The organism is Streptomyces sp. NPDC104309 (assembly GCF_055584025.1).
In genome coordinates this window covers 1-23,195 of the sequence record NZ_JBVJMV010000050.1, presented here as the reverse complement: position 1 = coordinate 23,195, position 23,195 = coordinate 1, and the positions used below count along the sequence as shown (strand labels likewise).

General features: G+C 70.7%; 20 protein-coding genes and 2 pseudogenes. 7 read left to right on the top strand and 15 right to left on the bottom strand.

Going from position 1 to position 23,195, the window contains the following annotated elements; all coding sequences use genetic code 11:
• Positions 1 to 1,161: a steroid 3-ketoacyl-CoA thiolase gene (locus ACZ68L_RS39625; protein ID WP_469587731.1), complete on the bottom strand. Its 1,161-nt coding sequence runs from the start codon at positions 1,159 to 1,161 to the stop codon at positions 1 to 3.
• A 136-nt stretch (positions 1,162 to 1,297) separates the two neighbouring features.
• Positions 1,298 to 1,570: pseudogene (locus tag ACZ68L_RS39620) on the bottom strand (SDR family oxidoreductase); the annotation flags it as partial.
• A 211-nt stretch (positions 1,571 to 1,781) separates the two neighbouring features.
• Between ACZ68L_RS39620 and ACZ68L_RS39615 the strand changes: the two are divergent.
• The 3 genes from ACZ68L_RS39615 (at position 1,782) to ACZ68L_RS39605 (ending at position 4,551) form a co-directional block, all read left to right on the top strand.
• A complete protein-coding gene (locus ACZ68L_RS39615; protein WP_469587727.1) occupies positions 1,782 to 2,939 on the top strand; it encodes a Rieske 2Fe-2S domain-containing protein in 1,158 nt (385 codons plus the stop codon).
• Entirely contained in the window at positions 2,939 to 3,262 is a 324-nt protein-coding gene (locus tag ACZ68L_RS39610) for a ferredoxin (RefSeq protein WP_469587724.1), read from the top strand. Before ACZ68L_RS39615 ends, ACZ68L_RS39610 begins: the two co-directional genes overlap by 1 nt.
• Before the next feature lie 314 nt (positions 3,263 to 3,576).
• Entirely contained in the window at positions 3,577 to 4,551 is a 975-nt protein-coding gene (locus ACZ68L_RS39605) for a site-specific integrase (RefSeq protein ID WP_469587721.1), read from the top strand.
• Positions 4,552 to 4,563: 12 nt separating this feature from the next.
• On the opposite strand, the gene thrS is transcribed toward ACZ68L_RS39605, so the two are convergent.
• The 10 genes and pseudogenes from thrS to ACZ68L_RS39555 all read right to left on the bottom strand — a co-directional run bounded on the left by thrS (position 4,564) and on the right by ACZ68L_RS39555 (position 16,121).
• Entirely contained in the window at positions 4,564 to 5,892 is a 1,329-nt protein-coding gene (gene thrS / locus ACZ68L_RS39600; protein ID WP_469587718.1) for a threonine--tRNA ligase, read from the bottom strand.
• Between the two features lie 86 nt (positions 5,893 to 5,978).
• Positions 5,979 to 6,299: pseudogene (locus tag ACZ68L_RS39595) on the bottom strand (Tn3 family transposase); the annotation flags it as partial.
• A gap of 258 nt (positions 6,300 to 6,557) precedes the next feature.
• On the bottom strand, positions 6,558 to 8,039 hold the full coding sequence (locus ACZ68L_RS39590; RefSeq protein WP_469587716.1) for an FAD-dependent oxidoreductase: 1,482 nt from the start codon (positions 8,037 to 8,039) through the stop codon (positions 6,558 to 6,560).
• The gene (locus ACZ68L_RS39585; RefSeq protein WP_469587713.1) at positions 8,036 to 8,965 is read right to left on the bottom strand and encodes a VOC family protein; all 930 of its coding nucleotides are present in this window, start codon (positions 8,963 to 8,965) and stop codon (positions 8,036 to 8,038) included. Before ACZ68L_RS39585 ends, ACZ68L_RS39590 begins: the two co-directional genes overlap by 4 nt.
• A gap of 314 nt (positions 8,966 to 9,279) precedes the next feature.
• Entirely contained in the window at positions 9,280 to 10,464 is a 1,185-nt protein-coding gene (locus ACZ68L_RS39580; protein ID WP_469587710.1) for an acyl-CoA dehydrogenase family protein, read from the bottom strand.
• An 8-nt stretch (positions 10,465 to 10,472) separates the two neighbouring features.
• A complete protein-coding gene (gene dmpG / locus ACZ68L_RS39575) occupies positions 10,473 to 11,534 on the bottom strand; it encodes a 4-hydroxy-2-oxovalerate aldolase (RefSeq protein ID WP_469587707.1) in 1,062 nt (353 codons plus the stop codon).
• Positions 11,535 to 11,555: 21 nt separating this feature from the next.
• Positions 11,556 to 12,464, bottom strand: coding sequence for an acetaldehyde dehydrogenase (acetylating) (locus tag ACZ68L_RS39570; RefSeq protein ID WP_469587705.1), 909 nt, complete (start codon positions 12,462 to 12,464; stop codon positions 11,556 to 11,558).
• A 59-nt stretch (positions 12,465 to 12,523) separates the two neighbouring features.
• Positions 12,524 to 13,561 carry a 2Fe-2S iron-sulfur cluster-binding protein gene (locus ACZ68L_RS39565; RefSeq protein WP_469587700.1) on the bottom strand — a complete coding sequence of 346 codons (1,038 nt, stop codon included), beginning with the start codon at positions 13,559 to 13,561 and terminating at the stop codon, positions 12,524 to 12,526.
• Positions 13,558 to 15,255 (bottom strand): FAD-binding protein, encoded by a 1,698-nt coding sequence (locus ACZ68L_RS39560; RefSeq protein ID WP_469587695.1) that lies wholly within the window; start codon positions 15,253 to 15,255, stop codon positions 13,558 to 13,560. Before ACZ68L_RS39560 ends, ACZ68L_RS39565 begins: the two co-directional genes overlap by 4 nt.
• Positions 15,252 to 16,121, bottom strand: a complete 870-nt coding sequence (locus ACZ68L_RS39555) for an alpha/beta fold hydrolase (RefSeq protein ID WP_469587694.1) — start codon at positions 16,119 to 16,121, stop codon at positions 15,252 to 15,254. Before ACZ68L_RS39555 ends, ACZ68L_RS39560 begins: the two co-directional genes overlap by 4 nt.
• 312 nt (positions 16,122 to 16,433) lie before the next feature.
• On the opposite strand from ACZ68L_RS39555, the gene ACZ68L_RS39550 reads away from it, so the two are divergent.
• Complete coding sequence (locus tag ACZ68L_RS39550; RefSeq protein ID WP_469587692.1) at positions 16,434 to 17,003, top strand: flavin reductase family protein; 570 nt, start codon at positions 16,434 to 16,436, stop codon at positions 17,001 to 17,003.
• 102 nt (positions 17,004 to 17,105) lie between these two features.
• Here ACZ68L_RS39550 and ACZ68L_RS39545 read toward each other — a convergent pair whose 3' ends face one another.
• Both ACZ68L_RS39545 and ACZ68L_RS39540 read right to left on the bottom strand, forming a co-directional pair.
• Positions 17,106 to 17,936, bottom strand: coding sequence for an IclR family transcriptional regulator (locus tag ACZ68L_RS39545; protein WP_469587803.1), 831 nt, complete (start codon positions 17,934 to 17,936; stop codon positions 17,106 to 17,108).
• Positions 17,937 to 18,307: 371 nt separating this feature from the next.
• Positions 18,308 to 19,108 carry a helix-turn-helix transcriptional regulator gene (locus ACZ68L_RS39540; protein WP_469587690.1) on the bottom strand — a complete coding sequence of 267 codons (801 nt, stop codon included), beginning with the start codon at positions 19,106 to 19,108 and terminating at the stop codon, positions 18,308 to 18,310.
• A 52-nt stretch (positions 19,109 to 19,160) separates the two neighbouring features.
• On the opposite strand from ACZ68L_RS39540, the gene ACZ68L_RS39535 reads away from it, so the two are divergent.
• Complete coding sequence (locus ACZ68L_RS39535) at positions 19,161 to 19,640, top strand: DUF2000 family protein (protein WP_469587688.1); 480 nt, start codon at positions 19,161 to 19,163, stop codon at positions 19,638 to 19,640.
• Between the two features lie 306 nt (positions 19,641 to 19,946).
• The gene (locus tag ACZ68L_RS39530) at positions 19,947 to 20,870 is read left to right on the top strand and encodes an LLM class F420-dependent oxidoreductase (protein WP_469587685.1); all 924 of its coding nucleotides are present in this window, start codon (positions 19,947 to 19,949) and stop codon (positions 20,868 to 20,870) included.
• A gap of 529 nt (positions 20,871 to 21,399) precedes the next feature.
• Here the strand turns inward: ACZ68L_RS39530 and ACZ68L_RS39525 are convergent.
• On the bottom strand, positions 21,400 to 22,053 hold the full coding sequence (locus ACZ68L_RS39525; protein WP_469587683.1) for a maleylpyruvate isomerase family mycothiol-dependent enzyme: 654 nt from the start codon (positions 22,051 to 22,053) through the stop codon (positions 21,400 to 21,402).
• A gap of 71 nt (positions 22,054 to 22,124) precedes the next feature.
• On the opposite strand from ACZ68L_RS39525, the gene ACZ68L_RS39520 reads away from it, so the two are divergent.
• Positions 22,125 to 23,105 carry a LysR family transcriptional regulator gene (locus tag ACZ68L_RS39520; protein ID WP_469587680.1) on the top strand — a complete coding sequence of 327 codons (981 nt, stop codon included), beginning with the start codon at positions 22,125 to 22,127 and terminating at the stop codon, positions 23,103 to 23,105.
• Positions 23,106 to 23,195: the final 90 nt, after the last annotated feature.

Here is a 23,195-nt window from a genome sequence, read left to right as displayed (position 1 = left end):
TCAGATACGTTCGATGATCGTGGCGGTCGCGTGCGCTCCGCCGGCGCACATGGTGATGAGTGCGGTGGATTTCCCGGTGCGTTCCAGTTCGTGCAGGGCCTGTGTGATGAGCCGGGCTCCCGTGGAGCCGACGGCGTGACCGAGCGCGATGGCGCCACCGTTGACGTTGACCTTGTCCAGGTCGGCCTTGTGGACCTGCGCCCAGGACAGGACGACGGAGGCGAAGGCCTCGTTGATCTCGACGAGGTCGAGGTCGCCGAGGGTCATGCCGGCGGTACGCAGCACCCGCTCGGTCGCGGCGACGGGCCCGTCGAGGTGGTAGTACGGGTCGGAGCCGACCATGGCGGACGCCACGATCCGGGCGCGCGGGCGCAGCCCTTCGCGGGCGGCGCGTTCCCGGCTCATCAGAAGGACGGCGGCGGCGCCGTCGCTGATCTGGGAGGAGTTGCCGGCGGTGTGGATGCCGTCGGGGAGCACCGGCCCCAGGGCGGCCAGCGCCTGTGGGGTGGTGTCGCGCAGCCCTTGGTCGCGGGTGATCAGGGCGGTCTCCCCGGTGGGCCCTTCGGGGCCGACGACGGGCGCCCGGACCTCGATGATCTGCCGGTCGAAGCGTCCCTCGGCCCAGGCTCGGGCGGCCTTTTGCTGGGAGGCGAGACCGAGGGAGTCCGCCTCGGCCCTGGTGATGCCCCGGTTCCGTGCGATGCGTTCGGCCGCCGTGAACTGGTCGGGCATGTCCAGGGACCAGCTCTCGGGCACCGGGACACCGGTGCCGGGCGCGAGCGCCGCGCCGAGGAAGACGCGGCTCATCGACTCGACGCCGCAGCCGATACCGGTCTCGATCGCACCGGCGGCGATGAGTGCGGCAATCAGGTGCACGGCCTGCTGGGACGATCCGCAGGCGCAGTCGATGGTGGTGCAGGCTGTGGTGTGGGGCAGTCCGGTGTGCAGCCAGGCGTTGCGGGTGACGTTGTTGGACTGTTCACCGGCCTGGGTGACGCAGCCTCCGATGACCTGTTCGACGGTGTCGGGGGCGATGCCGGCACGCTCCACGAGGCCCCTCTGGGCGAGCCCGAGGAGTTCCGCCGGGTGGAGCCCGGACAGGACCCCGCGGCGCCGGCCGACCGGTGTGCGCGCGGCTTCGACGATGACGGCCTCGGTCATGGCTCTCCATAAGGTGTGGGGGCCCGCAGGGGCCTGGACACTGACGACAGAAAACTAGAATTCGTTCTTGCAATTGACAATGCCCAGTCCCGCTCAGTGGCCGTGAGCACCGCACGCAGGACGAGGGCCCTTCTTCTCAGATGTGGGAGCCACCGTCGGCCCGGAGTTCCGCCCCGGCGAGGTAGGCCGCGTCCCGCGACGCCGCGAAGGCGATCACCCCCGCGATCTGCTCCGGCTCGGCGGTCCCGAACGGCGCCCGGATGCGCCCGTAGTAGGAGGCGCCGAGATCCGGCGGCAGCACATGCGGCCCGGCCGGCGGGATGGCTACCGAACCGGGCGACACGGGCAAGACCCGGATGCCGCGGTGCGGGACCTCCGCGGCCAGGGACAGCGAGAAACCGAGGACGGCCCCCTTCGCCGTATCCGTCTGCGGACAAGGCGGCGGACTGTACCCCCGCGGGCAGGGCGGCGCGGGCCCGGTCCCACCGAGCGGGACCGGTCGACGGCGGGCCGGGAGGCGCCGGTTCCGGTCAGTGGGACTTCCCCGTCCGGGTGCCTGCGTCCGGGCCTACCGTCCGGACCCTGGAGACCACGCGTCCTGATGAGGGGATGAGAACAACGTGAGCACAGTCGAGTCAGCACACGACGAGGTCAGGGCCATCGAGGCGGGTGCGGCACCCGCCCGTTTCGCGCGCGGCTGGCATTGCCTGGGCCTCGCGGAGACGTACCGGGACGGCAAGCCGCACTCGGTGCGGGCCTTCGGCCAGAAGCTCGTGGTGTTCCAGGCGGGCGACGGCACCCTCAACGTCCTGGACGCGTACTGCCGCCACATGGGCGGTGACCTCTCTCAGGGCACCGTCAAGGGCGATCAGGTCGCCTGTCCGTTCCACGACTGGCGCTGGGGCGGCGACGGCCGCTGCAAGCAGATCCCGTACTCCAAGCGGGTTCCGTTGCGGGCCCGCACGGCGTCCTGGCCGACGCTGGACCAGGACGGCATGCTCTTCGTCTGGAACGACCCGGAGGGCAATCCCCCGCCCGCCGATGCGCGTATCCCCCGCATCGAGGGCGCGACGAGCGACGAGTGGACCGACTGGCTCTGGTACGAGACCGTTGTCGACGCCAACTGCCGTGAAGTCGTCGACAACGTCGTGGACATGGCCCACTTTTTCTACGTCCACTACTCCTTCCCCACGTACTTCAAGAACGTCTTCGAGGGACACACCGCCACCCAGTACATGCGCGGCACCGGCAGGCCCGACGCCCGCCCGCAGGAGCAGGACGGCAAGCCGAAGACCACCGGCAGCGACTCGGTGGCCGCGTACCACGGCCCGTCGTTCATGATCGACGACCTCACCTACCACTACGACACCGGCGATGTGCAGTCGGTCCTGATCAACTGTCACTATCCGGTCGACGCGGACCGGTTCGTGCTCCAGTACGGGATCATCGTCAAGCGGTCGGCGTCCCTTTCGGCTGAGGCGGCCGACGAACTCGCCTCCGGCATGGCGCAGTTCATCAAGCTCGGCTTCGAGCAGGACATACAGATCTGGAAGAACAAGAGCCGGATCGACAACCCCCTGCTCTGCGAGGAGGACGGGCCGGTCTACCAACTTCGGCGCTGGTACGAGCAGTTCTATGTGGATGTCGCCGATGTGAGGGCGGAGATGATCGACCGCTTCGAGTTCGAGCTGGACACCACGCGGCCCGTCGAGGCGTGGCAGAACGAGGTCGAGGCGAACCTCGCCCGCAAAGCCGCCGCCGAAGGCCGGCCGGCCTGATGCGGCTCGACGACCGGCCCGGCCGATGGCTGGACAACCGGCTCGCCGACGGCCCCCCGATGCGGCCGCTGGCCTGTGAGCGGTGCGGCGCCCAGGTCCTGGTGCGCAAGAGCAGCCGGCGGCAGACGAGCGTCCAGTGGGACGGCCGGTCCATGGCGCTCTGCGCGGAGCGCGATCCGGCCGCCCGAGACTTCGAGGGCTGCCGGTCCCTGAGCGACACGATCCGCGAGTCCGCCCTGCGGGGCACGCTCGCGATCGTGGACGGCGCAGACGGCGCCCCGGTCCCCGATGCCCCCGGGAGGGCGCCCGAATCGGGGGCCTGACCTGCGGACCTGACTTCTGGGCGGGCCGGCTCCGGTCCTGTCCCGGTCTCGGTCCGCCTCGCACCTCCGCCGAGCCGGTCGCCGTCGGAGCCCTTCCCCCTCGGTTCCGGGGGTTGAGGAACATCCATGTCAGATCGTGCGCTAAGCCGACGTCGGCCCTGGCGGGCGGCTGACGGAGCGTCGGCGGCCGGACCCGCCTGAAGTCTCCCGTAGATAACGCCCTATTATCTGCGGGATAGCCGATCACGACCTGCGGCGCCCGCTTTCGGTCCTTACGTGAAGTCGCCCCGTTATCTGCGGTAAGAGGGGAATCGGTGCCGACCGTCGTTCGACTACCCGCTGGGAAGGCGCTCACCGTCCGCACCGCGGCGGACGCGTTCCTCGACTCGCTCAGCAACCCGAACACGATCCGCAACTACGGGATCGGGGTCGGCAAGACCGCCGAACGGCTCGGCGAGACAAGCCCGCTCGGGTCGGTCGCCGACGACGAGATCGGCGAGACCCTCGAACTGCTGTGGGGCGAGTCTGCGGTCAACACGTGGAACGCGCGCCGGGCCTCCGTATCGTCCTGGCTCGGATGGTGCGGTGAGCGGGGGTACGACTGCCCGAAGGTGCCGGCGTGGGCGAAGCGACTCACCCCGCCGGACTCCGAGACCCCGGTCCGCTCGAAGATGGCTGTCGACAGGCTGATCGCCCGACGTGACGTCCACCTCCGGGAGAAGACGTTCTACCGGATGCTGTACGAGACCTGCGGCCGGGCGGAGGAGATCCTCGGGGTCACCATCGAGGAGCTGGACCTCGCCGGGCTCCGGGCTCCGGTGAAGGCCAAGGGCGCCCGGCCGCGCACGCGCCGCCGTGGCGCTGTGCGCGAGGACTTCGTACCGGAGACCGTCTACTGGGACGCCGGGACCGCCCGGCTCCTGCCTCGCCTGCTCAAGGGCCGTACGCGCGGACCGGTGTTCGTCACCCACCGCAAGCCTGGCCCCGGCAAGGTCGTCAGTCCGCGCGACGTGTGCCCGGACACCGGGCTGGCCCGGCTGTCGTACGGGCAGGCCCGCGCCCTTCTCGACCAGCACACTGCGGTGCGCGGGCCGGGAACGGGCTGGGACCTGCACGAGTACCGTCACTCCTCGCTGACCTACCTCGGCGAGGCCGGGGCGAGCCTGCTGATGCTGATGGCCAAGTCGAGACACAAGAAGCCGGAGAACGTCCGCCGCTACTTCAAGCCCTCCCCCGACGCCCTCGCGGATATCACCAGCCTCCTCGCCCCGGGTGATAGCAGGCGCTGACCGCACCGCCTGCTATGCGGCAGTGTTGCTCCACAGGTCGGTGCTGTGGGCATCGACGAGAGCAGTGATGCGAGTGAGTACGTCGCTGACCGGCTGCGGGTCGAGTCGGCGTCCGTCACGCAGACGCATTGCGACGTGGTCGTCAGCGGCTTCCTTGGCGCCGATGACGGCTTGGTACGGAACCAGGCGGGCCTCTCGGATACGGGCGCCCAGAGTGCCGCGATCGGGTCCTGCGATCTCGGCTCGGAGTCCGAGGGTGGTGCATCGCTGGGCGAGGGCTGCGGCATTCGGCAGTTCGGTGTCGGAGATCGGGAGGATCACCAGTTGAGTGGGGGCGAGCCAGGCGGGGAAGGCTCCGCCGTGCTGTTCGATGAGATGGGCAACGGCTCGCTCCACACTGCCGATGATGCTGCGGTGGACCATGACCGGGCGATGTTTGGCGCCGTCCGCGCCGATGTAGTGCAGGTCGAACTGCTCGGGCTGGTGGAAGTCGACCTGGACGGTGGAGAGGGTGGACTCCCGGCCGGCGCCGTCGGTGACCTGAACGTCGATCTTGGGGCCGTAGAACGCGGCCTCGCCTTCGGCCGCCTCGTAGGGCAGGCCGGAGCGGTCGAGGACGTCGGTCAGCAGGGCGGTGGATTGTTGCCACTTCTCGGGGGCGGCGACGTACTTGCCACCAGGACCCGGGAGGGAGAGCCGGTAGCGGGTCGGGGTGATGCCGAGCGCCTCGTACGCCCGGCGGATCATCTCCAGCGCGGCCTGCGCCTCCTCAGCGACCTGGTCCAGAGTGCAGAAGATGTGCGCGTCGTTGAGCTGGATGGCCCGGACCCGGGTCAGCCCGCCGAGCACGCCGGAGAGTTCGGAGCGGTACATGCCTCCCAGCTCGGCCATGCGCAGGGGCAGCTCGCGGTAGCTGTGGGAGCGGGAGCGGTAGATCACCGCGTGATGAGGACACAGACTCGGCCGCAGCACGACCTGCTCCCCTCCGAGGTCCATCGGGGGGAACATGTCGTCGCTGTAGTGCGCCCAGTGTCCCGAGATCTCGTATAGCTCCCGCTTGCCGAGCACCGGCGAGTACACGTGGCGGTACCCCGCTCGCCGCTCGGCGGAGCGGATGTACTCCTCCAGGGTGTGCCGCACGGCCGCGCCGTCGGGCAGCCAGTACGGCAGGCCCGCGCCGATCAGCGGGTCGGTGTCGAACAGGCCCAGTTCACGGCCGAGCTTGCGATGGTCATGCATGGCGGTCTCCTCGCGGACATCGGGCGAGTGACCGCGAGGCGAAGCCCCGGGGCACTCGCCCCGGGGCTTCGGACTAGAACATCTGTCAGCGCGCCGGGACACTCTCCGGCGTCGTCGTCATAGCAGCGCGCTTCATGCCAGAGACGTTAGCAGGCCGTAGCGATGTCCACACGGTCATTCCTCGTCAGGGGTACCCGGGTCACGAACCGCATCCCGTCGACCGAGGCGACCAGCCCACCGCCCCACGCCTGCGCGAGACCGATGGCCGCCTGGTGCTCGATGAGCGTGGCGTTCGCGGCCCGGTAGGTGGCCAGCCGCAGATACGTCTGGTCGACGTGGGACAACGTGCCGTACTTCAGCACGTCGATCCCGCCGATGACCGGCGTGGAGCCGACGTTGCAGCCGTGCGCGACCAGCAGCCCGGCGATCGTCACGTGCAGGTCCCGCAACCGCGCCTCGCCGCCGGTGATCGAGGTGAACGCCTGGTCGGCGCCGGTCCAACTCCGTACGAGACGGCGTTTCGTTGAACGCCCCGTACTGGGCTGCCTGTTGATCCGACAGGAACTCGACCGCCACCAGGTCCTCCGGAGATCGACAACATCGACCCGCGAAGGCTGCGCCGTACGATCAGCCCAGGTCAAAGCGTCGATCAGAGCCGCGAAGGCTTCGCGCACGATCTGACACGGATGTTCCTCAACCCCCGTTCCGGCGGACGCACCGAAAGGGCCGGGTACGCGCCTGTCGCGCGTACCCGGCCCCTTCCGCGTTCAGGCGCCGTCGGCGGCGGCGACACCCGCCCGGCGCCCGAAGAACGTCCCGTCGCCGAGCGACGTGCCGCTTATGTACCCCTCGCCGTGGATGCCGGAGGTCGCCCGGCCCGCCGCGAACAGACCTGGCACCGCCTCACCGGACACGTCGAGCACGGCACCGTCCACGGTGGTGTGCAGGCCCCCGAGAGTGAAGCCGGCGACCCCCGTCCCGGCCCCGGCACTCTGCCGACCGCCCTGGTGGAAGCCGATCCTCGGATCGACCGCCGCGAACGGCCCCTTCAAGGGCCTGAGCCGGCGCGCGTCCTTGTGGAAGTACGGGTCCTTCCCACGCGCCGCATACGTGTTGTAGGCGCCGACGGTCGACTCCAGGGCACCCGGCGGCATGCCGAGTTCTGTCTCCAACTCCCCCAGCGTCTCCGTGACGAACCGCGGGATCACGCCCCAACGTTCCTTCTCGGGAATCGACTCGTAGCCCTCCTCGTCGATGATCACCCAGTAGGGCGCGGGCTGGGTCAGCACCGCGGCCACGCTGAACAGACCGGGGTAGACGTCCTCGTTGATGAAGCGCTGCCCGTGGGCGTTCACCAGCATGCCCCGGGTGGCCATGGCGGGCAGGGCCGTCAGCGCCAGCTCGACCACGCCCATCCGCCGGGTGGCGGCGCCGATCGCGGAGGCCATTCTGATGCCGCTGCCGTCGTCGAGGCCGTCACTGACCTTTCCGTGGCCGATGAGGTGCGGGGCGTGGTCGGCGAGCATCGCCTCGTTGTCGACGAAGCCGCCGGTGGTCAGTACCACGGCCCTGTCGGCCCGGTACGTCAGGTCCTCGCCGTGGTGGCGGGCGGTGACGCCCACGACTCGGCCCGTGTCGTCCACGACCAGCGCGGTGGCCAGGGTGTCGGCGTGCACAGTGGCCCCGGCTCCCTGGGCGGCGGCGACCAGCTTCTCCATCACCAGCCAGCCGCCGTACGCCTCGGTGGCGCACCGGTGCCCGCGCGGCGCGGGCCGGGCGAGCTCGTTGTACGGCCAGGCGTTCTCGCCCAGCCACATCAGGCCGTCCCGCGTGGTCGGCATCCAGGTCGGCGCGTCCCACAGGGTCGGCTCGAAGGTCAGCCCCCGGTCCACGAACCACTGGAAGTGCTCGGTGCTGCCGTCGCAGTACAGGCGCAACTTCTCCTCGTCGGCGTGCGGCCCGAGGGCCGCCCTGAGGTAGGCGAGCATGTCGTCCGCGCTGTCCTCGAAGCCGCACGCCTGCTGCACCGGGGTCCCGCCGCCCAGATACAGCTCACCGCCGGACAGGGCCGACGACCCGCCGGGCCCGCCCGCCCGTTCCAGGACCAGGACGTCGGCGCCCGCCGAGGCCGCCTCGAACGCGGCGGCCGCCCCCGCGCAGCCGAAGCCGACGACCAGCACGTCGGTCCGGGCGTCGTAGCGGGTGACGGTCTCGGCGCGGACCGGTGTCACCGGCCGTGCGGTGGTCATGTGGCCGCGCCGGGCGGACTGAAAGCGGCCAGTGGCTCGGACCCGGACCAGTCGTGGCCCCAGTAGCTGTCCGCGGTGATCTCTTCGGCGGTGTAGTGCGTCTCGTCGACGCGCAGCCCGTCGCAGCCGTACTCGATGTCCCACCCACCGGGCGCCCGCACGTAGAACGACACCATCTTGTCGTTGGTGTGCCGGCCCAGGGTGGAGGAGAGCGAGAAGCCGTGTCTGCCCACGTTGTCGAGGGCGCGGCCGACCGCGTCCAGGGTGTCCACCTCGACCATCAGATGCACCAGGCCGGGCTCCTCGCCGTGCGGGGCGGGGCAGACGGCGAGGCTGTGGTGACGTTCGTTGACGCCCATGAAGCGCACCCGGCGGGGCGGGGCGTCGGGTGACTGGCCGCCGAGCCGGATTCCGCCACGCGGCAGGAAGCCGAGCACCTCGGTGTAGAAGGCGACCGTGTCCTCCATGCAGGTGGTGGGCAGCACGACGTGGCCCATCCCCTGACCGCCGGTGACGAACCGCTGGCCGAGACCGGTCAGCACGGGGCTGTGGTCGAGGATCGGGGCGAAGAACACCTCGACGGGCACTCCGGCCGGATCGTCGAAGGTGATGCCCTGCTCGGCGCCGCGGTCGTCGGCCTCGTTCCGGCTGAGCACCTTCACCGCCGTACCGGACGCCTCGACGGCGCGGCCGACCGCGGCGAGCGCGAACTGGTCCCGCACCTCCCAGCCGACCGACAGCACCCGGTCGCTGTCGCCGGGCAGGACGACGAGCCGGGCGCGGCGCTCGTCCATCCGCAGATACAGGCCGTCGGGGTCCGGCCCCGAGCCCGCGGCGAAGCCGAGTGCCTCCACCGTGAGTTCGCGCCAGCGGTCGATGTCACGTGTCTGGACCCGGAGATATCCGAGCCCTCGGATCTGTGTCATGTGTTCTTCTCCCTCGTCTGCCGGCCGGGGCCGGATGGAGTGGCTCGGACCGGCCGGCACAGGGGCGCACCGGGGCCTCTCGTGCGGAGCGGGCCGGGCTCGCGTGCCCCGGCGCCGCGCATTGATCCGGCCTGGTCCGAACGAAGGCCCCTGGTGCTGTGACCGGAAACGTTCACCGGCTCTCGACGCCCGGCACGGCACCTCGCCTCGTTGACGCATCGCCCGAGTGCGTCCGGCACGAGGGCGATCCTCCGCCGTGCGATGCACCCCACCGGACGCCGCGAGCTTCCCGGCGAACTCTTCCGGCCACAGCACTAGATCATCGAGCGCATCGGGCCGGGCGGCGGCTCCACGCCGATCTCGGTCAGGGCCGCGGCGTGGAAGACCGGTCCCGGCACATGGATGGCGTGCGCGAGGCCCGTGTGCACATCGCGCCAGAACCGCTGGATCGGATTGTCCAGGCGCATCGCGTTGCCGCCGGAGCGGGCCACGATCTCGTCGACCGCGCGGACGGCCCGCCAGGCTGCGGCGGACTGGGTGCGGCGGCCGACGGCCCGTCGCTCGAAGGTGATCTCCCGGCCGGCGGCGACCATGTCGTACATCTCGCAGACGTTGACCAGGAGCGCGGAGCGGGAGGCGGCGATCTCGGCCGCCGCGTCGCTGACGGCGTAGAGGACGTACGGGTCGTCCTTCACGGCCTGGCCGGTGATCTGTACGCGGTCGCGCTGGTGGGCGAGATGGTGGGCGAGGGCTCCCTCGCACATGCCGATGACGGCGGCGGTGATACCGAGCGGGAAGGCGGCGGAGAACGGCAGCCGGTAGGCGGGGTTGGCCAGCCCGGACTCGACGGCCAGGGAGCCGTCCACGACCTTGGCGTACTCGATGACCCGGTGGGCCGGCACGAAGGCGTCCTTGACGACGACGTCCTTGCTGCCGGTGCCGCGCAGCCCGACCACGTCCCAGGAGTCGTCGACGATCTCGTAGTCGGCGCGCGGCAGGATGACGTGCACGGACTGCGGGGGGCTGAGCCGATTGCCGTCGTTGTCGGCGAGGAATCCGCCGAGGAAGATCCACCGGCAGTGGTCGGTGCCGGAGGAGAACTGCCAGCGGCCGTTGAAGACATAGCCGCCGTCGACGGGCCGGAGCAGACCCATCGGCGCGTACGGGGAGGCGATCCAGGTGTCCGGGTCCTGGCCCCAGATCTCTTCCTGGACCCGGGGGTCGGCCATCGCCATCTCCCACGGGTGGACCCCGACGACTCCGGCGACCCAGCCCGTGGCTCCGTCGCAGGAGGCGATCTTCATGACGGTCTCGGCGAATGCGCGCGGGTGCAGTTCCAGCCCGCCGTATGCCTTGGGCTGGAGCATGCGGATGGCACCGACGTCCCGCAGTATCTTCGCCGCCTGGTCGTCGAGCCTGCCGAGCGCTTCGTTGGCGGGGCCGAGTGCGCGGATCTCGTCGGCGCGCGCCTCGACGGCCTCAAGTACCGGATTGGTCATGGCTGTTCTCACTTCCCCGGGACGTTCCGCGCGCTGGCGGTCTTGGCGTCGCTCTTCGCCGCGAGGGCGACCGCGATCTCGATGAGCTGGTCCTCCTGGCCGCCTACGAGCTTGCGGCGGCCCGCCTCCATGAGGATCTCGGCGCCGGACACCTGGTAGGTGGCGGCCTGGCGGGCGGCGTGCTTCAGGAAGCTGGAGTAGACACCGGCGTAGCCCATCGTCAGGGACAGGCGGTCGAGCAGGCACTCGCCGTCCATGACGGGCCGCACCACGTCCTCGGCCGCGTCGATGATCTTCAGTACGTCGATGCCGGTGCGGATGGCCAGCTTCTCGGCGACGGCGGCGAACGCCTCGACGGGCGTGTTGCCCGCGCCCGCGCCGAACCGGCGTGTCGATCCGTCGATCTGCTTGGCCCCGGCGCGCACCGCGAGCACCGAGTTGGCGACGCCGAGGCCCAGGTTCTCGTGGCCGTGGAAGCCGACCTGCGCGTCGTCCCCGAGCTCGGCGACCAGGGCGGCGACGCGGTCGCTGGTCTGCTCCATGACGAGGGCGCCTGCGGAGTCCACCACGTAGACGCACTGGCAGCCCGCGTCGGCCATGATGCGGGCCTGCCGGGCCAGGTCCTCGGGGGGCCGGCTGTGCGACATCATCAGGAACCCGACGGTCTCCAGACCCAGTTCGCGGGCGAGTCCGAAGTGCTGGACGGCGATGTCGGCCTCGGTGCAGTGCGTGGCGATCCGGCAGATCGCGGCGCCGTTGTCGGCGGCCTCGCGGATGTCGTCCTGGAGGCCGAGGCCGGGCAGCATCAGGAAGGCGATCTTCGCTCGCCGTGCGGTCTTCACCGCGGCCTTGATGAGCTCCTGCTCGGAGGTGTGGCTGAAGCCGTAGTTGAAGGAGGATCCGCCGAGGCCGTCGCCGTGCGTGACCTCGATGACGGGGACGCCCGCGTCGTCGAGGGCGGCCACGATGGAGGTGATGTGGTCGACGGTGAACTGGTGCTGCTTGGCGTGCGAGCCGTCCCGCAGGGACGAGTCGGTGACGCGGATGTCCAGGTCGGGGCTGTAGGGCATGACTCGTGTACTCCTCGGTGATCAGGCGCCGGCGCGGCGGGCGACGATCCGCTGGGCGAAGCCCTCGCCGACCTCGGTGGCGGCGGCGGTCATGATGTCGAGGTTTCCGGAGTACGGGGGCAGGAAGTCGCCCGCGCCCTCCACCTCGATCAACACCGCCACCCGGGCGAGACCGCCACTGACCGCGCTCGGCTCGTCGAACTGCGGCTCGGCGCGCAGCCGGTAACCGGGCACGTACGAGGCGACCCGGGCGACCGTTTCGTGGACCGACGCGGTGACCGCGTCCCGGTCGACGTCGGCGGGGACGGCGCAGAAGACGGTGTCCTGCATCAGCATCGGCGGCTCCGCCGGGTTGAGGATGATGATCGCCTTGCCCTTGGCGGCGCCGCCGATCGTCTCGATGCCCCGGCTCGTGGTGAGCGTGAACTCGTCGATGTTGGCGCGGGTGCCGGGCCCGGCGGACGGTGAGGCGACGCTCGCGACGATCTCCGCGTAGGCGACCTCGGTGACCCGGGAGACGGCGTGCACGATCGGGATGGTGGCCTGTCCGCCGCAGGTGATGAGGGAGACGTTCGGCGCGTCGAGGTGTTCGCCGAGGTTGACGGCGGGCACCACCGCCGGGCCGATCGCGGCCGGGGTCAGGTCGATGGCCTGGATGCCGAGTTCGGCGTACTTGGGGGCGTTGGCCCGGTGCACGTACGCGGACGTGGCCTCGAAGACCAGGTCCGGCCGTTCCGTACCGGCCAGCAGGGCGTCGACGCCGTCGGCGCCGGTGTGCAGGCCGTGGTCGGCGGCGCGCTTGAGGCCGGGGCTCTGCTCGTCGATGCCGATCATCCAGCGCGGCTCGATGGCCTCGGAGCGCAGGAGCTTGTACATCAGGTCGGTGCCGATATTGCCGGATCCGACGATCGCGGCGGTCGCCTTGGTCACTGTTCGAACCTCATCCGGGTCGAGTGGGTACGGAGAGCGGGTACGCAGAAGAGGGCGGGTCAGCCGTCGTAGGTGACCTTCAGCCGGTCGCTGACCGGGCGCGCCTGGCAAGCGAGGACGAGCCCCTCGGCGAGGTCCTGCGCGTCGAGGACCTCATTGCGCGCCATGGCCACCTCGCCCTCGACGAGCACACAGGCGCAGGCGCTGCAGTTGCCCTCCCGGCAGGAGTACGGCGCGTCCAGTCCCGCGGCGAGCAGTACGTCGAGCAGCGGTGTGTTCCGGGGCCAGTCGACGGTGTGGCGCTCCCCGTCCAGTTCCACCTCGGCGGTGCTGACACGCCCGGTGGGCTCCGGCTGCGGCTCCTGCTCCGGCTGTGCGAACGGGTCGCCGGACAGTGAGGTGAATCGCTCCACCGTGATCCGTCGCGGTGGCAAGCCCAGTTCCGTGAGCGCGCCGGTGGCGAGGTCCATGAAGGGTCCCGGCCCGCAGACGAAGGCGGGGCGCCCGGCGTACGGTCCGGCGAGGGCCCGCAGACCGGACGCCGTGGGCCGGCCCTGGACGGACTCCAGCCAGTGCACGACGGTGAGCCGTACGCCGTACTCCCTTTCCAGAGCGGTCAGTTCGTCCCGGAAGATGACGGACTGCTCGTCGCGGTTGGCGTAGAGGAGCGTGACGGAGCCGGTCCCGGCGTGCAGGGCGGAGATGAGGATCGACATGACCGGGGTGATGCCGCTGCCCGCGGCGAACAGCAGGAAGTCGCCGTCGAGCGAGTCCGGGGTGAAGGTGCCCGCGGGCCGCAGCACCTCCAGGGTGTCGCCCTCGGTGACGTGGTCGCAGATCCAGTGGGAGGCATAGCCCCCCGGGGTGCGCTTGACGGTGACCTTCAGCTGCTCGTCGCGCACCGGTGAGCTGGACAGCGAGTAGCAGCGGGCGGCTCCGCCGGGGCGCTCCGAGCGGACCCGGACGGTGAGGAACTGGCCCGGTCTGTACACGAACCGGGCCCGGTCCTCGTCGGCGGGCTCCAGGACCAGCGAGTGCGCTTCGGCCGTCTCCCGGATCACCTTCACGACGCGTACGGTCAGCGGCGCGGGGCTCACGGGGCGCCTCCGGTCGTCCCGGTCCCCGGGCGGGCCGCGGCGGCGTGCCGGGCCGCGATGTAGCCGAACACGATGGACGGGCCGATGGTGGCGCCGGGTCCGGCGTACTCGTTGGCCATCACGGACGCGGAGGTGTTGCCGGTGGCGTACAGCCCGGCGACGGTCGAACCGTCCTCGCGCAGCACCCGGCTGTGCTCGTCGCAGACGAGGCCGCCCTTGGTGCCGAGGTCGCCGACCTCGATGCGGATCGCGCAGAACGGCGCCTTGTCGAGCTCGTCGAGGTTGGGGTTCTTCAGGGTCGGGTCGCCGTAGTAGCGGTCGTAGGCGCTGTCGCCGCGTCCGAAGTCGGTGTCCTGGCCGGTCCGGGCGAAGGCGTTGAACCGTTCGACGGTGTCGGTGAGAGCGTCCTCGGGGACGCCGATGCTCCGGGCGAGTTCCGCGATGCTGTCGGCCCGGTGCACGGTGCCGTTCTCGTAGAACGCCTTGGGGAACGGCATTCCGGGGAGGATCTGGGCGAACGGGTAGCGGGCGCGGGCCTTGGCGTCCATCACGAACCAGGCGGGCACGTGCCGGCCTTCGAGCTGGTCGTGGACGAAGTTCACATACGGCGACGACTCGTTGGTGAAGCGTCTGCCGGTCCCGGAGACGATCAACGACGGAGGGATGCACCGTTCGGAGACCAGGGGGATCGTCGCTCCGGACGGGTGGTGCACGGACGGCATCCACCAGGCGTCGTCCATGAAGTCGAGGGCTGCGCCGAGCGCCTGGCCGGCGATGATGCCGTCGCCGACGTTCTCGACGGCTCCGGCGCTGTGGTTCTCCCGGCCGCCCTCGGGCAGGTACTTCTCGCGCATCTCCTGGTTGTGGTCGAACCCGCCGGTGGCCAGGAGCACGCCGTACCGGGCGCCGAGCCGTACGGTCCTGCCGTCGCGGGTGACGACGACGCCGGTGACCTTTCCCCGCCCGTCGGTGACGAGTTCGGTCATCGGACTGCGCAGCCACACCGGTACGCCCGCGTCCTTCAGCGCCATGCGCATCCGGGCCACCAGCGCCCGGCCGCCGGTCGCCATGTGACGGCGGGCGACCATGTTGGACGAGACGCGCCAGGCGGCGATCACGGACGCCCAGCGTCCGCGCCAGGTCCGCTTGACCATGGCGAGGTTCCGGTAGTCCTTCGCGGTGATCCACAGTCCGAGCGGGCCCTTGAGGCTGTTGGGCCGCTGGTACTTCTCGTCCTCGCCCAGTTTGCGGGTGTCGAAGGGCAGTGCCTCGACGGACCGGCCGAGCGGGCGGCCGCCTTCGTACTCGGGATGGTAGTCGGCATAGCCCTTGACCCAGAAGAACCGCATCCAGCGGCTCCGGCCGAGCAGTTCCATCGCGGCCGGGCCCTGGTCGACGTACGCGTCGAGTCGGGCACCCGGTACCCGGTTCTCGGTGAGCCGGTCGAGGTAGCTGCGGACGGACTCACGGCTGTCGTCGTGACCCTTGGCCCGCAGGGTGGGGTTGTTGGGTATCCAGATGCCGCCGCCGGAGATGCCGGTGGTGCCGCCGAACATGGCACCCTTCTCGACCACGACGGTGGACAGGCCACTGTCACGGGCGGTCAGGGCGGCGGCCATGCCGCCTCCGCCGCTGCCGACCACGACGAAGTCGAACTCCTCGTCCCAGGCAGCTTCCTGGGCTCCGGCGCTCACGCCGCGTCCTCACGGGTGAGGAAGGCGAGGACCGCGCTCTCCCAGGCGGCCTTCTGTTCGATCATCACCCAGTGGCCGCAGTCGGGGAAGACGTGCAGTTCGGCGTCGGGGATGGTGCGCATCGGCAGGATCGCCATGTCGACGGGGCTGACCCGGTCGTCACGGCCCCAGGTGAGCAGGGTCTTCGCCCGGAGCCGGTGCAGCATGGCCCAGTAGGGCGCGTCGTCGGACGCGGCAGCGGCGGCGGCACGTGCCGCGAACGCCGCACTGCCGTACATCCGCCGGGCGGAGGCGAGGGTCTCCGGGTCGGTGGCCTGTGTCCACCGCTCCTCGATGAGCTCCTCGGTCACCAGCGACGGGTCGTACACCATGGAGTTCAGCCAGCGCACCAGACCCTCGCGGGACGGGGCGTCGGTGAACTCGGTGAGCAGCTTGATGCCTTCGCCGGGCCCCGGGCTGAAGACATTCCGCCCGATGCCGCCGATCGTCACGAGCCGGCGCACCCGGTCGGGGTGGGCGAGGGCGAACTGGGTGCCGACGATCCCGCCCATGGAGTTGCCGATGACATCGAGCTGCTGGAGCCCGAGCCCGTCGAGGAACCGCGTCACGGACGAGGCCGCCGTGGCCATGGGGTGACCGTCGGCCGGGTCGCTGACCCCGAAGCCGGGAAACTCCAGGATCAGGCAGCGGAAGTGCTCGGCGAACGCGCCGAGATTGTCCCGGTAGTTGCGCCAGCCCGTGACCCCGGGCCCCGAGCCGTGCAACAGCAGCAGGGGCGGACCGTCGCCGGCCTCGTGGTAGCGCAACACGCCCTGCTCGGTCGGGAGTTCGCGCAGTGTGGAGTCGTGGCTCAGCTCCGTCATCATCCCTGCCCTCATTGACCTCGGTGATCGTTGGATCCGGTGACCGATGGTTCCGGGTGGTCGTCGGCCCCGGTCGGCCACTGGTCCCGTCTGATCGGTTCCTGGACGGTAGCCACGGCCTCGGGGAGCGCGCGGCGGACGTCTCGGTCAGCGGGATGCGTACGGTCACGGGGGTGCGGGCGCGGTCCGGCGGCCCGTGCCCGGACACCGTTCCACTCATCGGGAACGGGCGCCCCGGCGCAGCCGACCGCTGTCCTACCTTCGGCCCTGCCCACGTTCGGGCACACCACCGCGCCGTCCCCCGAGGTGAAACCGATGACCGCAGAGTCCCTGTCCGTGTCCGAGACCCATGAGGAGACCGAGCCGACACCTCTGCAGATGCGGCGCGCCATGGGGAACTTCGCGTCCGGGGTCACCGTGGTGACGGGGATCGGGCGGGACGGCGATCCGGTCGGGTTCGCCTGCCAGTCGTTCGCGTCGGTCTCGCTCGAACCGGCCCTCGTCCTGTTCTGCGCCGATCGCCGAGGGCGCGCGTGGCCGAGGATCAGGGAGTCGGGACGGTTCACCGTGAACATCCTGGCCGCGGAACAGACGGACCTGTGCCACCGGTTCGGCTCCAGCAAGGGCCGTAAGTACGAGGGACTCCCCTGGGAACTCTCCCGCTGGGGGACGCCGTCGCTGCACGGCGTCCTGACCCGGGTGCACGCCGATGTGTACGAGGTGCGCGGCTCCGGCGACCACGACGTGGTGGTGGGCCGGGTCCTCGCCCTGGAGACCGTGACCGACCGGCAGCCGATGCTCTTCTTCCGCGGCGGATTCGGCGTCGAGAGCCCGCCGGCCGTCTCGGCACCCGACCCTTGGGACTGGGGCGACCACTGGGGGTGAGCGGGGCCGCCCCCGGCGACCGGCCGGGCACCGTGGGTCCGCCCCGTCCGGGGCCCGGGTGCGCCGGGTGCGGGGCGGGGGTTCGCCGACACCGTGTGCGGCCTACTGCCAGTCGCCGTACTGGCCCGCGGCGAGCAGGCGGTCCATGGTCTGCGCCGACCACGTCTCCTCCGCGACGGCCGCCGCGCGGCGCGCCGGCCTGACCGGCGCCTCCTGGCCGGGGAACAATTCCAGGGACACCCGCCGGGCCGCGTCCACCACCAGCGGGGCGACCTTCTCCAGCGGGGTCCAGGCGTCCCCCACCAGGGAGATGGCGGCGACGGGGCCCTCGGGACCGCGGACAGCGGTGGCGACGCACGCGATGTCGGGGAAGCACTCGCCGCGCTCGAAGGCCAGGCCGTGACGGCGCCGGATGCGGTTGAGTTCCTGGTGCAGGGTGCTGATGTCGGCGATCGTGCGCTGGGTCTGACGGGTGATCGAGTCGCCCGCCCTGCCCTCGACGTCCTCCGGTTCGAGCCAGGCCAGCATGGCCTTGCCGAGCGCTGTCGAATGGGCCGGCGCCCGGCCGCCGACGCGCGACGGGACGCTCGCGGCGAAGCGGCCCCCGACCTTGTCGAGGTAGTACACCTCCGCTCCGTCCAGCACGGCCAGGTGAACGACCATGCCGGTCTTGATCTGCAGATGGTGCAACCGGGCGGCGGCGGCCTCACGGATCCTGCTGTGCACGCCGTCGCCCCCGCCGAGCCCGAGGGCGCGACGGCCGAGCCCGTAACCGAGACCGGTGTGCTCGAGCCAGCACAGCCGCACCAACTGGTCGAGTATCCGGTGCGCCGTCGACCTGGGCAGTTGTGTGCACCGGGCCACTTCTTCCAGGGACAGCCGGGCCTCCCGGCCCTCGAACACATCCATGATCAGCGTCACCCGCTCGACCATCGACGGTGGCAACTCTCGACGCACCGGCACACGCACGGTGGGAACACCATCGACAGTTGTCATGGGAGCCTCCAGTCACAGACTGAAATGAATTCTTGTTTTCCGGAATGTAACAGCGCCTCCCGAACCCAGAGAAGACATGGGCACCGGCTCTTTTCCGACGACCGTCGCACCGAGCACCGCGGCCCCGCCCGGGCCAGGCCCTCAAGAGGCCCTGACACAGGCGCTGGACGGACGAGGGGGCCGCTGCCGCGACATCAGGCCACGAACCGGGCCACCACCCCGGCCGCCCTCCCTCCGCACAGGGACGTCGTTCGCCGTCCGGGGCCGCCGCCACCTCGGGGCAGCGGCCGGCCCCGTCCGGGACGTGCTCAACCGGCGGCGCCGGTTCGGGCGTACCGGCCCGGGGTGATGCCCACGATCCGCTTGAAGTGCCGGGTGAGGTGGGACTGGTCGTAGAAGCCGGCGGCGGCCGCCGCCTCGCCCGGCGGCTGTCCGTCGAGGAGCAGACGGCGGGCCAGGTCGACACGGCGGGATGTCACGTACTGATGGGGTGCGATACCGAAGGCGGCGCTGAATGCCCGCACGAGATGCGTGGGGTGGGCGTGGAACAGGCGTGCGGCCTCGGCCAGGGTGACGGCTTCGAGCAGTCGCTCGTCGAGGAGGTCGCGCAGATCGTGGGCGACTCCGCGGTCGGGCCCCGGACCGGCGGCGGCCGGCCCGGGGCGCAGGTGCTCGCGCAGGCGCTCGCCGATGAGGGCCAGACGGCTCTCCGCCTCGAACTCGTCACCGCGGCCGGCGAGGGCTGTGTGCAGCTGCCCGACGCGTCTGCGCAGGACGCGATCGGCCAGGTCAGGATTGTCCACCGCCGGGTTGATGAAACTTTCGTCCAGTTGCGACATGTCGAGATAGAGCACGCGCTTGCGGAAGCCGTGAGGGGTGGCAGGTGAGCCGTTGTGCGGGACCTGCGGCGGGAGCAGACTCACGGTGTCGCTCGGAGTGGCGCGCTCGTGGCGGGCCAGGTCGTAGCGGACCGCGCCGTCGTCGACGATCAGCAGGGTCCAGGCGTCGTGCACGTGCATGGGGTACGCGTGCTCGGTGAAGTGGGCGTGGAAGACCTCCACGACACCCGCGACCGGCGGGCGCCAGGCGGAGACTTCCTGCCGGGGCATCACGCAAAGAACGTACAAGACCAAGACGGCGTGAGCCCGGCAGTCTCGAAGCATGAGAATCAAGGATGAGACCGAGTCGGGGGTCCGCATCGGGACCGGTACGGGGCATGAGGAAGCACCTGTCCGCTTCGACACCAAGATCGCCGTACTGCTGCGCGACGACCTGGAGCCCTGGCAGCAGCTGAATGTGACCGCCTTCGTGGTCAGCGGGCTCGGCACCGCGTCACCGGAGGTGGTCGGCGAGCCGTACGCGGACGCGGACGACACCACCTACCTTCCGATGTTCCGCCAGCCCGTGCTGGTCTTCCAGGGGACGAAGGAGACGCTGACCACCGCGCACGCTCGTGCGCTGTCCCGCTCACTGCCGACAGCCGTCTTCACCTCGGACCTGTTCAGCACGGGCAACGACCGGGACAACCGGGCAGCTGTGCGGACCGCGGGAAAGGACCAGCTCGATCTGGTGGGGATGGCCGTCTACGGGCCGCGCAACGCGGTGGACAAGGTCCTCAAGGGCGCGCGGATGCACCCGTGAGCGACACGCTCCCACTGTGAGCGCCTTGCAAAGAGCGAGACACGCCCCCGCATCGACGCGGGGGCCACTGCTCGACGCCGCCGCGGACCCGATCTTCGCCGGCGGCGGAAGACGGTGACGCCTGTCGTGCTTCGGCACAGTCCCCGTGTGCCGAAGCACGGCAGTCGGCACGGAGGCAGGGTTCCCGTCACCGAGCTCCGGCGGACCAACCGCCGGATGCACGCAGCAGACGTGTACACACGAATGACAAAGAGCTGTCACACACGAACCGGAATGCGTGGCCGACCGCCGCTGGTTCGCACTGACATGACCCTAGGAGTAGCACTCAACGCGACCGACGCCGCCAACCAGATCGATGCCACCGTACGGCTCGCGCACGAGGCCGCGGCTGCCGGGCTGCGATCGGCCTGGTTCGGGCAGACCTTCGGCGCGGACTCACCCCAGCTCGCGGCAGTCGTCGGGCGAGAAGTACCGGGGCTGCACGTGGGCACGTCCGCGATTCCTGTATTCGGCCGCCACCCCCTGCTGGTCTCCAGTCAGGCCCAGACCGCCCAGGCGGCCACGCACGGCCGCTACCATCTCGGACTGGCGCTCGGCACCAAACTCCTGACCGAGGCGGGCTTCGGCATCCCCTTCGAACGACCCATCGCACGTCTGCGTGAATTCCTCACCGCTCTAAGGCAGTTGACCGACACCGGCACCGCCGACTTCCACGGAGAGCTGCTCACCGCCACTACGCCGATCCCCGCGCGTGTGCCGGGCGCCGAGAACGGCGTGCCGTTGCTCGTCGCCGCGATGGGTCCCCAGGCGTTGCGTGCCAGCGGCGAGCTGGCGGATGGGATCCTGCCTTATCTCGCCGGGCCGCGTGCCCTGAGCGAGCACATCGTTCCGGCTGTCACCGCGGCGGCAGAGGCCGCAGGCCGGCCCGCGCCCCGGATCGTCGCGCTGGTGCACGGCGTGGTCACCGACGATGTCGACTCCGTACGTGAGAAGGCCACCGAACAGCTCGCCTTCTACGAGCAGATCCCGTCCTACGCACGTGTCATCGAACTCTCCGGCGCCCGGCGGGCCTCCGATGTGGCGGTAATCGGTGACGAGAGGGCGATCGCCGCCGAGGTGCGGCGTTACCGGGATGCCGGGGCGACGGAGGTGGTGTTCTCGGGCACCGAAATCGCCGGGGACGCGGAGCGGCGCCGTACCTGGGAACTTCTTGGAGGGCTGGCCGGTTGAGTGTCGGCGGTGGTTGCGTGTGCGCTGCCGAGCAGTCGCTGCCGCCCCGTGCCGGAGGAGCCGCCCGCAACCGGCGAACGGGCGAAGAACGTGCGCGCGTACTGCAAGCCGTCTCCGCGGGCGAACACCCACATCGCCGGCCTGCTCGCGCCCTGCCTCAGCCGAACTGCCCCGGCTGATGGTCACCGGCGGGCTGCTGGACGATGCCGTTCGTGCGCCGCGCAACGGCGCCGACGACTTCTGAGCCGTCGCGAACCGGCACCGGACCGAAAGCGTGGAGAGGGAGGCCCCGACCACGGTCGGGGCCTCCCGTGTGATTCACCGGGCGCGCACGGGTGGTCAGGCTCGGCGGGGCGCGATCCACACTTCACGAGCTCGGGCGATGGGTCTGTTCGACCAACTGACTGGCACCATGCACCCCCCGCGGTGGTGTCGCACCGCGTTCCGCCGAGGAAGTCCGGGCGGCGCTGTTCGGGATCAAAGAGATGACCGCTCGCGGGCCACCCCCGGCACACCTGGGTGACCACGGTCAGGCCTGGGTGGCCACGAAGCGATCGCTCGATGCGCCGTGGAGGCGCCCCGGAGGGAGCCTGCGACCGTAGGTGAGCAGGAGCAGGTCCTGTGCGGCACCGGACAGCGGCGTCCCGGCACCGAAGGACCAGTCGAGGTCGTCGGCGCGGAGTTCGATGCCGTGGAGGTCGGCTCCGAAGAACTTGAGGGTCCTGGCGTCGACGCTCTCCAGAAGGATGCGCAAGCGATCCTCGGAAACCCGGCGGCCGAGGCCCAGCGCCACCGTGATGTCCAGACCGTGGATCACGTCGTGGCCCAGGGCCGCCGCGAACCCGCCGACCGGCGGCGTCCAGGGGTGGTCCGCGTTGTCTCTGAGCGCTGCGGCGAGTTCACCCGTCGAATGGGTGGCCGCGTCCTTATGCGCGCATCGATCGGTCATCCGGTGGAGGCTGCCTCGTGCTTGGACGAGTTCCCACGCCGTCTTGGGGAACGAGTACCGAAACCCCAGCGACATGTGGGCCGCGACTTCCCGTACGCGCCAACCCGCGCACAGGGTCGGCGCGTCCCATTCCTCGGCCGACAGCCCGTCCAGCATGGCCGCCAGCTCCCGGCGTTCAGCCGCGATCGCCGCTCTGATCTCCGCAGTTGGTCTCTGGTGCGTCGCTTTCCCCATGGCACCAAGGGTCGCGGCAGCCCTGCCATAAGTCCAAGAGTTTGCATGTCTCGCAGCTAGCATCACCGGTTATGGACATTCGGCAGCTGCGGTACTTCGTCACAGTGGTGGAGGAAGCCAACTTCACCCGCGCCGCCGCCCGCCTGCACCTGGCGCAGCCGGGGGTGAGCGCCCAGATCCGACAACTCGAAAAGGAACTCGGCCAGCCGCTGCTGGACCGCTCCGCCCGGTCGGTGACCCTGACGGAAGTGGGTGAGGCCGTACTGCCGTACGCGCGGGCAGCACTCACCGCGGTCGAAGCGGTGCGGCAGACCGTGGACGAGTTCACCGGGCTGCTCCGCGGCCACGTCCACATCGGCCTCGTCTCGGGGGCCGGCGCCGCCGCCCACGAGTTCGACCTGGCCTCCATCCTGGCCGGCTTCCACGACGGCCACCCACAGGTGGAGATCGTCCTGACCGAGGACACGTCGCAGCGAATGCTCGTCGCCCTGAATCGCGGGCACCTCGACATCGCCGTCATCGGGCTGACGGACGAGGAACCCCCACCGGGCATCTCCCTCCAGGTCGTGGTCGACGAACCCCTGGTGGCCGCTGTTCCCCCGGACGATCCGGCCATCACGCACGAGGGCCGCACGAGCGTTCCGCTGGCCGAGCTCCGGGATCGCCCACTGATCAGCCTGCCGCGCGGCACGGGCATCCGAGGAGTACTCGACCGAGCGTGCGCGCAGGCCGGGTTCCAGCCACGCATCGCCTTCGAGGCAGCTGCCCCGCTGTTCCTTGCCGAGCTCGCCGCCCGTGGTCTCGGTGTGGCGGTGGTTCCGGCGCTCCGGGGCGACGCGGCGTCACCCTTCGGACTACGGACGCTGGAGATCACCGGACCACGGCTACGCGCCCGGATGGCTCTGGCCTGGCGGACGGATGGTCCTTCCGGCCCCGCTGCCGCGGCCTTCCTGGACCTGCTGCGTGCGACTCTCACCCTGCCCGGCACCGACTGGCCGGCTCCGCCGAACAGCGGACAGCAGCGGGAGGCCATGGCCGCAGACGGCCCTTAGTGGTCGGCTCCGGAAATCCTTCGGGGGTTGACTCAGTGTCAGGCACAGGCGGCGTCGAGGAGCGTTTCGGCTGCGGCGGTGCGGGCGTAG

Coding starts and splice junctions, on each gene's coding strand:
- ACZ68L_RS39625 (WP_469587731.1), bottom strand. CDS start 1,161: ATGACCGAGGCCGTCATCGTCGAAGCCGCGCGCACACCGGTCGGCCGG.
- ACZ68L_RS39545 (WP_469587803.1), bottom strand. CDS start 17,936: ATGGTCGAGCGGGTGACGCTGATCATGGATGTGTTCGAGGGCCGGGAG.
- ACZ68L_RS39530 (WP_469587685.1), top strand. CDS start 19,947: ATGACCCTAGGAGTAGCACTCAACGCGACCGACGCCGCCAACCAGATC.
- ACZ68L_RS39535 (WP_469587688.1), top strand. CDS start 19,161: ATGAGAATCAAGGATGAGACCGAGTCGGGGGTCCGCATCGGGACCGGT.
- ACZ68L_RS39590 (WP_469587716.1), bottom strand. CDS start 8,039: ATGACCACCGCACGGCCGGTGACACCGGTCCGCGCCGAGACCGTCACC.
- ACZ68L_RS39540 (WP_469587690.1), bottom strand. CDS start 19,108: ATGCCCCGGCAGGAAGTCTCCGCCTGGCGCCCGCCGGTCGCGGGTGTC.
- ACZ68L_RS39610 (WP_469587724.1), top strand. CDS start 2,939: ATGCGGCTCGACGACCGGCCCGGCCGATGGCTGGACAACCGGCTCGCC.
- ACZ68L_RS39520 (WP_469587680.1), top strand. CDS start 22,125: ATGGACATTCGGCAGCTGCGGTACTTCGTCACAGTGGTGGAGGAAGCC.
- ACZ68L_RS39585 (WP_469587713.1), bottom strand. CDS start 8,965: ATGACACAGATCCGAGGGCTCGGATATCTCCGGGTCCAGACACGTGAC.
- dmpG (WP_469587707.1), bottom strand. CDS start 11,534: ATGCCCTACAGCCCCGACCTGGACATCCGCGTCACCGACTCGTCCCTG.
- ACZ68L_RS39555 (WP_469587694.1), bottom strand. CDS start 16,121: ATGATGACGGAGCTGAGCCACGACTCCACACTGCGCGAACTCCCGACC.
- ACZ68L_RS39580 (WP_469587710.1), bottom strand. CDS start 10,464: ATGACCAATCCGGTACTTGAGGCCGTCGAGGCGCGCGCCGACGAGATC.
- ACZ68L_RS39550 (WP_469587692.1), top strand. CDS start 16,434: ATGACCGCAGAGTCCCTGTCCGTGTCCGAGACCCATGAGGAGACCGAG.
- ACZ68L_RS39525 (WP_469587683.1), bottom strand. CDS start 22,053: ATGGGGAAAGCGACGCACCAGAGACCAACTGCGGAGATCAGAGCGGCG.